Origin of the sequence: Sanguibacteroides sp. AM78-02pH3A, from assembly GCF_027666085.1 — a bacterium.
In the GTDB taxonomy this organism is placed as follows: Bacteria; Bacteroidota; Bacteroidia; order Bacteroidales; family Marinifilaceae; genus Gabonibacter; species Gabonibacter massiliensis.
Genome location: NZ_JAQEHX010000002.1, coordinates 412390 through 425935, shown reverse-complemented (window position 1 = coordinate 425935; position 13546 = coordinate 412390). Strand labels below are relative to the sequence as shown.

Annotated in this window: 9 protein-coding genes; all 9 read right to left on the bottom strand. The window is 40.2% G+C overall.

The window, feature by feature from the left end:
- The 9 genes from PGR74_RS04610 to PGR74_RS04570 all read right to left on the bottom strand — a co-directional run bounded on the left by PGR74_RS04610 (window position 1) and on the right by PGR74_RS04570 (window position 13306).
- Window positions 1-459: a hypothetical protein gene (locus PGR74_RS04610; protein ID WP_052634589.1), complete on the bottom strand. Its 459-nt coding sequence runs from the start codon at window positions 457-459 to the stop codon at window positions 1-3.
- Window positions 446-901, bottom strand: coding sequence for a hypothetical protein (locus PGR74_RS04605; RefSeq protein WP_041503412.1), 456 nt, complete (start codon window positions 899-901; stop codon window positions 446-448). Before PGR74_RS04605 ends, PGR74_RS04610 begins: the two co-directional genes overlap by 14 nt.
- A gap of 522 nt (window positions 902-1423) precedes the next feature.
- Entirely contained in the window at window positions 1424-1828 is a 405-nt protein-coding gene (locus PGR74_RS04600; RefSeq protein WP_041503411.1) for a hypothetical protein, read from the bottom strand.
- 12 nt (window positions 1829-1840) lie between these two features.
- Window positions 1841-2149, bottom strand: a complete 309-nt coding sequence (locus tag PGR74_RS04595; RefSeq protein ID WP_041503410.1) for a hypothetical protein — start codon at window positions 2147-2149, stop codon at window positions 1841-1843.
- 47 nt (window positions 2150-2196) lie between these two features.
- A complete protein-coding gene (locus PGR74_RS04590; RefSeq protein ID WP_041503409.1) occupies window positions 2197-2826 on the bottom strand; it encodes a hypothetical protein in 630 nt (209 codons plus the stop codon).
- 6 nt (window positions 2827-2832) lie between these two features.
- Window positions 2833-4584: a hypothetical protein gene (locus tag PGR74_RS04585; protein WP_041503408.1), complete on the bottom strand. Its 1752-nt coding sequence runs from the start codon at window positions 4582-4584 to the stop codon at window positions 2833-2835.
- A gap of 1 nt (window position 4585) precedes the next feature.
- Window positions 4586-7759, bottom strand: a complete 3174-nt coding sequence (locus tag PGR74_RS04580; RefSeq protein ID WP_110688507.1) for a hypothetical protein — start codon at window positions 7757-7759, stop codon at window positions 4586-4588.
- A 52-nt stretch (window positions 7760-7811) separates the two neighbouring features.
- Window positions 7812-9308 carry a hypothetical protein gene (locus PGR74_RS04575; protein WP_041503406.1) on the bottom strand — a complete coding sequence of 499 codons (1497 nt, stop codon included), beginning with the start codon at window positions 9306-9308 and terminating at the stop codon, window positions 7812-7814.
- The gene (locus tag PGR74_RS04570; RefSeq protein ID WP_041503405.1) at window positions 9305-13306 is read right to left on the bottom strand and encodes a phage tail tape measure protein; all 4002 of its coding nucleotides are present in this window, start codon (window positions 13304-13306) and stop codon (window positions 9305-9307) included. Before PGR74_RS04570 ends, PGR74_RS04575 begins: the two co-directional genes overlap by 4 nt.
- Window positions 13307-13546 lie beyond the last annotated feature (240 nt).

Sequence of the window (13546 nt, the reverse complement as noted above, 5' to 3'; positions counted from 1 at the left end):
TTAAAAGTAATTTATCTTTTTTCCATTCAAATAATCGTAGATATCTAAATGTATCCAGCTCACGCCTTTTTCCAATCGTATTGGGAAAGGCAACAAATGTACATTAGTGGCTATTATTGTTCGTGCTTCCTCCGCGGTCATTCCTTTAGCCGTAAAGTCAACTCCGGACCCGTTAACGTGCGCAGACAAATACACTTCTCCCTTGCTCGTTTTATCCTCAACAATCTGGCAAATATTACAACGCAGCCCTCGTTGAGAGAAAGAGCCGCCGGAGTCATAATTATTAACATAAATAGGAACTTTCAGTATATCCCGCCGGACAATTAGGAGGGTATGTAATAGCTCCGTGTCTATAAATTGCCAGCTATTATCGCCAAATTTTTTGTGACAATGCGGGCAAACAAGCTCCCGCACGTCAAAGAACTCTTTAAGTTCCTTTATTATTTCACTTCGATTCATTTTTAATTTCTTTGCCCAAATAGTTACTCAATCCCGGAATTTTTTTTGCAAACTCAATGCTCAATACATCGTATAAAAAAGCAATAGTGCGGCTCTGGGGAAACAGCAACTTTATATTTCGCAGCATGTTCACTCCATAAAAATAGAAAACAGAATAAGTAACGAAACTAACACACTGTATCGCACCATCCATATTTCCTTTTTTCTCACCGATAAAAAATATTGCCACAACCAAAACAAAAAATATAGTGGCCTCTTTAACACACTTCCACGCTTTTTTAAATTTAAACTTCTCATCATTTACAAAAATTGCAGCCAATAATCCAAAAAAGAAATTTAGCATAAATACTGTCAACATCGATACTAAATCTCCTGAAATTGGATTAAGATACGCCATCAATCCGGCGATAACACTAACAACTAACGCCTTAAAATTTTCCATTTCACACCTCCTTAAAATCCTATATTTTTCCGTAATACCTAACGAATGCGAAAAACTTTCGTGTCTTTAGGTAAAGAGGATTGTTCTGATTATCGTACGCTTCCATTTCCATTGCTGAACTCCAATAGGCTTTACCGTTAGCTTTTACAAAATCCTTTTTCCTCTTACTAAAAAGGTGGTGGATGAAAGAAACAAGCCACTCCATTAGATATAAAATGTAATAACAAATAATCGGTAACAGGATAAACCATATCGATGCTCCTAAGTATAGCAATACAAATAAAAGCAATGTCCCAAGTATAAAACATTCTAAATACTGCACGACATGAATCGATTCATGTGTCTTTTCTTCATTATTTAACTCTGATTCTTTCGTAAAGACAGAACCGAAGAGCATTATCGTGCTACAAGTAGAAAATAGTAATAACAGCTTCGCTATAAAACTATTATAAAAAATCTTTATTTCCATAGATTTAAATTTTAGAGATACAGAGGTATTTAAATGTACCTCTGTATCTACTTTCATTCTACTATTAACTGCAAAACATTAATCCTATCGAGGCTCAAATCATTTTCTTTAACAAATTCGAGCAACTGTTCTTTGCTAATCTTTTGTAGCTTAACATCTATTTCCTCGTTAAGATGTTTTTCCGCGAAGTCACGGAATTTGTCGTTCCATTCTTTTTCGAGAATTTCATTTTTTTCTCCTTCCTTCAAATCTGCCGGACGAAGCTGATTTGCCGCGAGACGCTGCGCCTCGTTAATCTCGTTAACGTGCTTGTTTAACTCGATCTTCATGTCTAACAAGGCAAAAGCACTCTCTTTACTCAACTTGCTTATCTTGTTACTACTCAAAACCTCGTTCAGGTTCAAAACTTCAAATCTTTTCAACTTTGTCACTCCCTTAATCGTCTTTTCCTTTGCCATAACAATAAAGTTTTAGATAGTTATACTTCCGGCTTCTGCTTTCACCTCGATGTCCGTGATCGTGGCTTTTAGTAGATTCGCGCAATCGTTCAGGTAGTTTTCTTCTATATCCGTGTAGCCGAAACGATTAACATTCTTGTTAAAATTTCCGACGTGGCTATCATCGTCCACTTTCCTAAATTCCCCGTTGCCAGAAATAACTACTTTTTGGCTATTAAGAGAGAATATTCCCTTAAGTTTAATCGAGGCATTTTGCGCCTCAACGTTAATGCTAACTGACTCCAAACCATTAACTTTCGTTGTAATTGCTGTTGTTGCCATAATTTTAATTTCTAAGTTGTTAATAATAAATATTCTAACGTTTATAATTATATCACGCCGGTGGCGTACGAAGAGTTTAATACAAGTCTTGCAGCCTCGTCGCTCGGTTCGTCCATGTGCCCGATAAGCATGTAGATAGGCACAGTCGTGGAATCGGGCCAGTTGTAGTTTGTCAGGTCAGAAACGCCCTCGATAGTTTCGATCCCGGATCCTCCAGCACGGACTTCCAGAATTTTTCGGCCATCTGCCATCGGGCCGAAAGATAGACCAATAACAAGATCATATAGCAATGAATAATCGAGTTTCGAACGGAGTACAAGAGTTTTTATCTCGCCCCACGGGTTGTTCATAAACTCTTTAACTGAAGACCCGGCAAACTGATTCATCTTCGCTATAACAAGAAAATTATTTACGGTAACCGGATCGCTTTTAAGTGTTCCAGTCAGGTTTGTCCCGATTATTTGCTCTTCTTCTTGCTGCGATATCGTTGACCGGGGATCCCAGTACAACACGAAACTTCTTTTTACCTCTCTTTGCCAAACGAGACGTTTAACGTTATTCGCGTCCGTGGCCCAAATTTCCCGGACTTGTTTTAACACGTTATTCGCATCTGTAATCTTACAATCCTTTAATGTTTTTAGAACATTACTACTATCTGTTATACTAATTCCTGCCATTGCCTATTATGTTAAAAAATACACGGTATTAGCGAGTGTCGTGGAAGGTATAGCGGTAACTACCTCTACTCTTTTGTCGCAACAAAAGTCTGCTGATCCTGCCAAATGTCCGTTGAAATGTGCCGAGTACATTTGCGCGAACGGCCGATCCGCTGAACCTATATAACATGTATTAACAGCCCTCGGTATTAAACCGACATGAATTGTCGTGGCGTTACCTCCCGTGCCAAGGTTTGTTGCATTTAGGTTTGTAACACTAATAGAAGTAGCGGCAAACGCTCCGTTACCGTCCCTGGCCACTACCGTTGACGCCACGTTTCCAGAACTGTACGCTATTCCACCAGACAGGGCAGTAGCTGCTGACCATTTGGCTAATTGCCCCGCGACTCCACCGGAACCAGTAACGGGAGAGGATAAATTATATGCATCCCAGATTTTGTAATTGGTCGCAGTGCCACCTACATTCCGAGCGTGGTATATATCTGTGTTAGTGGATCTAATTAAGACCCCGGGGGTACTTAAATGTCCAAGGACCAGGATATTTGAACCGGGAGCTACGTATGCCATATCTACAATATTTCCTTCTGAACTATAAGACTTAAGTTTTTGTCCATTAGGTATGTAAATACTCTCCGACGTGTAAAGGTTTTTAACTTTTAAATTCGCGTATGAACCGTCTGCCTTACCCGATCCCAGCAAATAATCCGTTATTCCACCCGCACATCCTCGATAATTCAACCACACGCCGGGGAGAGCTGCCGCTTGTGATATAAAGGTAACCTCGTTGCCACTATGCAAGAAATTATTTGACATTCCTTGCATCGCCACATCCCGCCACACACTCAATGTTCCGTTACTCACCCCGGCAACTCTAAGCTCCCCTCCTGTTGATATTGATAGAATACCTCCCGTGTACCAATTCGTACCGCCAGAATCAAATCTTAATAGCATATTACAAGCGTACCCGAACTCCCCATCCATCGAGGCTCCTCCCCTGTATATACCCCCTTGTAAGTTTAATAAACTTGTTGTAACACCCTGAGCAGATCTCGGTATATAACTATTCAAATCCGTCGTGGTAGCTGGACTCGAAAGGTTATATGCATCCCATATCTTGTATTCCGCTGATGCGCCTCTTCTGTGTATAAGATCGGAAGCTACTGAATGTAATACCAAATTGTCACGTTGATCTCCGACAACCACATCATCAGTAGATGAAATATATATTAACGCCTCCTCTCTCCCTGTTGAATTTACTCCTGTGAGACTAACCCCTTTAACGGATAATTTCACTCCTCCATTAGCGTATAATTTACCGGTAAGAGGTTTACCATTCCCTGCCGAAAGAGGCAAATAGTCGTTTAAATCCGTTCGAAGGGTGTCGACAAGGCTTTTCAAAGCCCGGCCCTGGTTAGCACTAAGAGCGTCGACTGTGGAAGTAGAAATTAAGCTATCGACGACTGGGACCGGATCGCCTTTAGCTTTCATTCCAGTATTCTCGTATTTTCCTGTCAGTTCGTTGTAACGATACCAAAAATCGTTTATAATTTTCATCGGGTTGTCCGATAGGGTGTTTAACCGTTCCGCGGCCGCGAGAGCGGCATCGGAAGAAGCTTTTATAAACTCTAACCCGACCCGGACGGTGCGATTTTGCGCGTCGACACCGATCGTGGATAACCCGACTAAACTCGAGACAAGCGGTAAATCACTAATCTTTACCTCTCTTTTTTCTACTTTATCATTTATTAAATTACTCATATCAAAAATCTTTAGAATACACTGAATTATCTTGAGAATCGTAAGTAAAGTCCGAGTGATTAAGTATATACCATTTCAGTGTATTATTATTTCCCAGAACGGCTTTTAACTCGAGTAGCCGTGTAAAATTTAATTTTACGGTTTTCACTGTTTTATCATACCCACCAGAAGGAAAGATAAAGTTATTATCATTCTTAATTTTAATATAAATGTACCCGGACATCCGGCTATCACCTGTATTAAACACGGATGCTCTAACTCCTTGATACTTTACATCGTCAGGAAGCACGTAAGTTTTATACGCGTTGTAAGCAGCTTGCCCGGAAAAATTAAATCCAGTAGAGAAGTCCAGGTTTTCGACAGGATTTTCAGTTTCTATTTTCTTGAAAAGTTCCGATACAGAACCGTAAAAAAAGCCCCCGGAAGTATAGATCATTCCATTTTTATCTATCCTGAAAAAACCATCGTTTATGTTTATGACATCATTATCACTTCCCAAAAAGTCAATCACGGAACCAGACTTATTTTTCATCACTGTATTCCCGTTCAGTTCAATTTTATCCCCTTTAAGCCGTAAAGCCGATGTCCCATCCTTTTCAACAGAGGCATTTATCGACGCGATAACATTGTCCGCTTTCACGGTTAACTCGAGTTCCGCGGTATTATTATTTACTTTTTGCGTGATCTGGGACAATAACGTGCTTGTGGACTGCGTGTAAGCGTCAAAAACCGTTTTGGATACAGTACTTTCTATGCTTGCCTCTACATCCGTTACTCGTTGCGTGATTTGCGATAATAAAGTGCTTGTGCTTTGCTTGTAAGCGTCAAAGACAGTTTTAGACACCGTACTTTCTATACTTGCTTCTACATCCGTTATTCGCTGCGTAATTTGAGATAACAAGGTACTTGTAGACTGGGTATAAGCATCGTACACGGTCTTAGACACTGTATTTTCGATTGCTGCTTCTGTATCGGTCAGCCGGGTTGAAATAGAAACAAGGGTTTCTGATACGTTATTAAATTCGGTCGCCACACTTTTGCCGTTCCGGAGCATGAAATCTCCGATAAGGTAAACATTCGACGAGTACAAACCGAATCCGTTTAGTTTTCCCAACACCGGTGAAACAAGCCCGGAGAGATCTCCCAACTGCACACGAATATTCTCGAAGTTTATCGTCGTGGTGGAAACCCCGTCGAGAACTCTAATATACTTGTTTATACTATCGACATAAATACTTCCTTGTCGGTCCGGATCCGAAACGTTTCCCTGCCGCGCGAGAGTTAAAAATCGGTCCGGATATCCACCGGTGTTAACCATCAAATAGGCTCCGTCTTCCGTTAAAAGATAGTTAGACAACGAGTCCGTTAAGTATGAAAAAAATTCCGGCGCGTTCTCGGCATGGATAAATACATGTTTATCCTCGATTTTTTCAACGGTATAGTAAACAGTTGAAAAACCTGTTTCCAAGCTAAATATACCTCGTAAAATATCACCTTCTTTCCACGGGATTTCTGGAACCTCCTTTTCCTGTTTAAGACTAATTTTATAGCGGTCCATTCCGGTACATTCGATAGTGTCCACGACACCACCACCGGTAAACCAAAATTCATCCGCGACAACGGAAACTTTATTTTTTATAATCTCGGGTACATACAGGTATTCACGCACGTCGAGTCTTGTTACTTCCCCGTATCCTCTACTATCAAACATATAACCTGTACCCAACAATCCAGACGCGTAATTCTCCGAACTACAATACTCTTTTACAGAAATAGAGTTAAACAAAACATCATCTGTTGTGCGTAAAGGCTGATTTATGTAATCTTCAAAGAAGTGATCAGCCCATTTTTCAGCGTTTTCAGCTTCATCCGCGTATCCAGCAAAAATTTTACGATCAAGAAATTTTAAATACAAATCTTCCCGGACAAGTTCTGTTTTTTGCCAATAGTTTGTTAGGTCGATTATTGTCTCTATATTATCAATAGTATACCCTAAAACATACCGAGTTATTGCGTCGACGGAAATTCGACGCCAAGCATTTTCAAAAGCATACTGAACTGGTAATATAAGATCGTCAGCTATCGCAGCAAGAGGAAACTCGGTCAGCCGGGGAGCTAAAAAAAAAAGTTCGTCAACAACGGGAAATTCTAACAGTTCAGGAAGAGATTCCCGGTTCCGAACGATATTATTATATTTTGTCTCTTTAGCGTATCGGAATTCGAACTCGTAAGTATTCAAATTATCCGTTTCAAATTTATTTTCCGATTCTTCTATAAAAATTCGTCGTGCTGAATCCGTCACGTGGAATCGTTGCGGAGAAACAAAAAAATCACGTAGCCACTCGGCGTAATCTTTAGAAGGCAAAAATCCCGTGTTTTGCATGTAGACGCAAGACATATCTATATCGCTATCCGTCGTCTCATCTTTTATCGTGCTTAGATTACCTTCCGTTTTCAAAGAGGAAGAAAATAACCCGGAAAACAAAACCGTATCAATTCCACCGATAGTGTTCTCGAACAAATAAATTTGCTGATTATCATGGAAAGGAGAGAGCACGTAACGTTGTATATAACTTAACCGGTTTCCATCCGGATTTTCTACCCAAACGTCGTAATACAATACTTGTTTGGAAAAATAACCGTTTACGATATCCCAATTAAGATTAAAAGCGTAAAGTTTAGCGGATTCCAAAATAATTGTATGAATCTCGAATGCCTTATCCGAGAAGTAACCTTTTATTTTCAGGTTCCCGGTTTCCTGAGTATAATACGATAAAAATTCCGGCTGATTGGAAATTATAAATTTTTGTTGTGGTTGCCAGGTTAAAAAATTAGTCTTAAAGAAAACGGGGGTTGATTCCAACGCAGAAAATCCTCCTTTCACGACTGTAAAAGTTATAATTTGTGTATCGATTCTCGCCGAAAATGTTTTAACCGCCCTCGTTTGCTCGTAAATAACAGAGTCAAAATCCGGGATGGAGATTTTCAATAATTCATCAATTACCAGCTTCACGGGGATCTCAACTCTCCCGGCAATAGGTTCGTAGTTTTCCCTCAAAATTTCGACAGCATCGCACGTTAAAACAAATTCAACACTTCCGGTTACTTCCGAAAGAATAAAATCCTTAACGTTTCCTGACAAGCTTAGTGATTCCGGTTGCTGTATTATTTTCATGCCTCAATTTTTCAGAAAAGTAATAGACGAACACACGATTATAAAGGACAAACTACAAGGGATATCCACGATATATGAACTCCACGATATTATCTTTGCCAAGTTTTATCTCGACCTCTTTCGTTACATATTTTTGTCCAGCGATTACCACCGCACGACAAAGTATATTCTTAACGCTTCTTATGTACTCGATTTTCCTTTGCACTTTAATCTCGTGCAACATCTGACTTTTCACGAGAAAATTGACCTTATCCCGGTATAAGGTAGAAAGTCCTCTTACCCACGTTAAATTTATAGGGGTAGATCCATCCCATTCCGGCTCGGGAGACATGTACGGCTCCGTGCTTGCCGGCAAACCATTTCTTTTATAATAACCTCGATATACCGCGAGACGGAATTCCGAAACAACACTTTTATCAAAAAGCGGGTCAACGTTCACGTTACTATAATTTATAACCGCGATATTGTTCTGGTTCGCTCCTCGATTAATTCCGTCATGCACGGTATTAACAGGAGTAGAAATGCAATCAATTTGCTTAAAATCACCTTCCCCGACCTCCCATTCAAGCGAACTTTTAATACTATCGAGTGTCGAATCCGAAACGTCTTTATCTTTAAACCTGTAACCCGTTTTATTATCATCATCAAATTTTTTATCAACACCATTCTCGACAAGAATAGAAAAAGGTTCGCCTGTTAAGATGCTATTAAAATTCTCTATCGATATCTCTTTCCGGTTTACATCTACCCAGAAGACAAGATTAAATTTTTTCTCTATATCTGCAAAAAAGTCTTTCACGGGAATATAGGGTAAACAATGCCGGAAATTAAATAATCGGGGCTTACTAACCATCCCTGAACGGTTAACAATAAGAATATCGTTAAATCCCTCGATAGCGTTAAGGCAGTTTTTCCCTATTTTATAGCCGAACCACTTTATTAGTTCTTCAATAACAAACTTTAAACGCATAAACGGGAGATACACGCACGTTTTACCATTCATGACGAATGCAAATTGTTTCGTGTTAATATCATAAGGATTAAATACTTTCTGGAATAATGCCTCGGCAGGCGGTAGCAACGTTGTTTCAGTAAAGTTTTCATCGAGGAGTGGACAGGTAACGTAATTTTTCTCTCCCTGCAAGGATTTGTTCATAGCCATTACCGCCTCGGTCTCGTTCGCGAAATCCTCGGAACCTATATTACAATCACGGACCATTATATTAGTTGCTTTTCGCCAAAACGACATCTTAGCGGTACTGATATACAATTCGACCTCTTTCGATGTTATATCTGTTATTGTCGCGAATCCTCTTAGTAATTCGTAAGGACCAAATAGCACGACAGCTGGCAACTCAGTATCAAAGGAATTTTGAACGATTCGATCGATATTCCCGAATACATTTTTATTCGCCTTTAACGGGATCGTGAACGGGTACGTTACATCGTCGTTGCGATCTTCCAGTAGAGTGTTTTGAAATTTTAAAACCAACTCCACGTCGATTGGCAAGGCTACATCCAAGTCCGAAATTATAACACGTAAATTCATCTTCCTACACTTGTATTTTTATCGTACATGTTCGATTTATCAAACTTCTCTTTGAAGCCTCCGGAACCATACCATTTAAAAATTATTTCTTTGTTCGCGAGAATTTTCATCATCCGTATATTTTCATCCAGTAATTCAATAAATCTCGGATCCGCGGACAACACGGCGGATGAATCAGAAGAATCCACAACCGTTCCTCCCCGGGATCGCCCGGGAACAAACAAGTAACGAGTAAGGTCCAGTTTATCAACATTCCCGCTTCGCTGCGCGGTATCAATAACATCCAGAATCGGTTTCACGGTAGGATTCATCACGGCATCATTACTCACGACAAATTCCCGTCCAGATTCTCCAACAAGAACAGTAGGAGAATCAACAAACCCCCGATTATCCGGGTTATCTTTTGCCCGGAAACGCTTCCCGTCCTGGGATCTTACAACATCTATATAGCCACCCTTTTCCGCGCCGGGAAGGGGAGTAGCGGCGATAGTAGCGATTTGCGCCGCTCCCAAAGCTGTAACAAGAGCAGTTAATGCCATTGTCGTCGCACCGAAATCAAACTTAGGTACATCTGCCCAAATCTTCATTATTGCTAACGCCGTGTTTGTTATAACGTTAACAATCGCCATCTCTTTCTGTCGCTTCGCTTGTTTATTTTCTATTTCGGCTTTTTTAGCATCAAGTTCCGCATCAAGTTCAGAAACCCGAGCATTATATTGTTCTTGACTAATCTGCCCGGCATCTAATTGTTTATCAAGAGTTGCACGTTTCTTTTTCGAACTCTTTTCAAAATCTTTTAATTGTCGTTGTTCAGAGGCAACCATGTAATTATTATATACTCCCCACAAGTTCGTTAAAGCCTGAACGGAAACTCCAATTTCATCAACGCCAAATTTCCCATCACGTAAATTTTGGAATAAAAGGTCCCATTTCTCTGGAGTCATACCTAAAACATCAACGGGGGAGGACTTTAATATTGCAACATCCTTTTTTTCATCACCAATTTTCAATTTCGACAAAGTCTCTTTTGCTTCTAAAATTGCCTTCTCGAGTTTTTTACGTTCGCCAGGGGAAAGAACTTTATCTGCTAAATCAAGATTTACAACATTACTACCATCTAACATCCCTTGCATAAGAGTAATTAATTTTCTGGCATGCTCGGCAGAAAGCTTTAATTCTTCCTCGCGATGTTTCTTTTTCAATTTAGCTTTTTCCGACGTGTTTAAATTCTCCGCGGATAATTCCTCGTTATGCTTTATATGCAGTTCGGACAGCTCGCGAGCGTTAGTATCCTTAAGGTCTTGTATTTCCTTATCTATTGCTTTTTGTCGCTCCTGCATTATTTTTGTTTCTGTCTCGGTCTTTATTTTATAAATATTAGCCTGATGCTCTTTGTAAAGAGCCTGTAATACTAAAGCATCCTTACTTTCCAATTCGATCTCTTTTTTACTGGCGAGACCAGCATCTTTAAGGCGTTTCTCGTAAAGAATATCTTCCTGCTCCAACGCTGTTTTAGCCTCGAATAATACTTTTTCCCGAAACTCCTTTTGGTCTTTTAACCTTTTCTCGTTTTCTTTCTTTAACCGTTCGGTTTTCTTTAACTCCTCGAGGATATCTTTTTCCATTTCATCACGCCAATTGTTATTTTCGATTTTCACTCCAGGTAATAAAATTGGTCCGGAATAATCCGGGGAGGAGGATATATCTATATTATCTTTTAATTTTTTTATTTCTTCTAATCGCGTTTCTAACATACTAACCTCTTCTTCTACTTTACCGACAGCTTTTAACGCGTTGACACGAGCGTCAGGGGAAGAATCAAAACCGTTTATAATTTCATCATTTTTCTTCCGGGAAGCATCTAATCTTGCTTTGGCTTTAACAAGAGCATCCTCTATATCCATTTGTTGTTTCACCAGATCGGTAAATTGTGCTTCTTTTTCTTGCAGCCTAATCCGTTTCTCGAGCTCCGAACGGTATTCCTTTTCCGTTTGTTTTATATCCTGTAAACTGGCGTTATATAGCTTTTGTTTATCTATAACATCGGGTATAATCTCGGCAAGACGATCAACTAATTTTATCCTTTCCTCCGTGCCGGAATTTGTCGTTTTAAGTTTGGTAAATAACATCTCCATTTGCCCGGTTTGTTCCCTTAGCGTATCAGTATATTGCTTATTTATATCGGATAATCGCTTCTGGCTTTCAGTTAAATTATTCGTGTTTTTCACGAGATCGACTATAAAACCAATCGCCAACGCCGCACCAGTAGCGATAAGACCCCATGGCGTTTTGGCAATAGTGGCGTTAGCGGCTTTCATCGCCACGATTTTTTGTTCGATAGCAACAATATGTCTCTTTTCCGCCATTGTGGCAGATCCCGTGAAAATCGTTTGTAATTTCAACGCCGCAATTTGAGCGTTCATTCCTAAAATTTTAGCCTTTCCAACAAGAACGGAATCTTTTCCAATCGCGTTACGAGCCAAATCAAGAGCGTTAAGAATTTTTGTTTTAGCGAGTAAAATCGTAATAGTAACAACAAGAGCACCAAGCGAAATCCCGTAATTATTAGCAATATCAACCAACGCGCCAAATACACGAAGTAAAGACGTCCCGCCACGCGTTAACAATCCGATACCGGGGGTAAGTTTCTCCCCTATCTCGATACGAACCTTTTCCAACTCGTTGAGATATTGTTGCGTTTTAACTTTATTCGTGTCAGTATTCGTTGCTGCCTGCTCTATGGCTTTATTCGTGCCGGAAACAGCTTGCAAATATTCTGCATATTTCGCCCGGCCAGCAACAAGGACCTCTACCATTTTAGCGTGTTCCTTCCCGAAAATATCAACAGACGTTTCACCAGTATTGAAACGATCGATCAATTCATCCAGGGCCACGTTAACATCAAAAATTCCGTCACGGTAACCGATTTGTTTAGCCTTCATCTCGAGCATTACTTTATCGAGACTGTTACCCGCGACCGCCGCTTCTTTAAAATTCGGGGCTGCCGTTTCAATCAACGCGACAAGTTCTTCAAAATTCAACCCCATTAGCTTAGCGGTAGTTCCGGATTTTTCAATTGCCTGCGAAAGGTAATTAATATTTCCTGCCCCGGCCTGGGAACCAGCCGCAAGAACATTTATATATCGACGAGCGTCGGAAGATTCCGCGTTAAACTGGTTAAGAGAATTAGTAAGGGCTTGCGCTGCCGGTTGAATGTCCATCTTTGCCGCCTCGGATAATATAATTGCCTCTACCGTTACCTCATGCAACGCCTCTTTATTTTTAAGTAATTCGGGTCTCTGGCTACCGATCATCGTGTAAGCGTCGAGGATATTCGTGGCCCCCTGGCGAATCCTCACGCCACCCTCGAGGGTTGCGGTAGAAGTATCTTTTGCCTGTTGTTTAAGATATTCAAGTGAATCACCCGTTAGCCCGGTAAGAGCCGAAAGATTTTGAAAACTATCCTCAAAATTATTATAGCTCTGTAAAGATTTACGAGCTTCACCTTGTATTTTAAATAGGGTTGCACCAACTACACCAAGCAAAATATTATGTTGATTTAAGATTCCACTACTTTTACGTAAAACGGAATCAGTACCGGATATCTCCGCCCGTAATTGTTTTTCTTGTGAAGCAAGTTTTCGCTTGATCCCTACAAGCTCATTCCATTCCATCGAGTTCTTCTTTATCGCTTTACCGTTAAGCCGTGAATTAACTGACGAGATCGCTTGCCTTAGCTCCGTCATTGTCGCCCCGGAGAGATTATCCAAAACAGCCTTAACGTTAACAGACTCTTTACGTAATAGCTTCATTCGTGAATCGAGTTTACTCAATTCCCATTCCGTATTTGCAACTTTCTTAGCATCGTTGGCATCGAAAGCCCTTTTTAATTCTAATCGTAAAGCGGCTGACTGTTTAGAAAGATCTTTCAGTTGATCCGATGCCTGACGGCCATCAAGGAGGACTTCTATTTTTGTTTGTTCGGTATTCCTTGCCATAACTGTATTTTTCAGCAAGTTACCAGTCGATCAAAAAATTTGAAAGGACACAAAAAAACCGGGCTAATTGCCCGGGTATCATTAACATTAAACAAGACGTTCAAGAAAGTATGTTTTTTAGCAATTTGTAAATACAAACTAACCCTATCACGCCAATGAAAAGGTACAATAATAACAAGATCCCTCCCGGCACAGAATCTACAATTACCGAAACAGCCACAGACACGCAGGCAATAACAA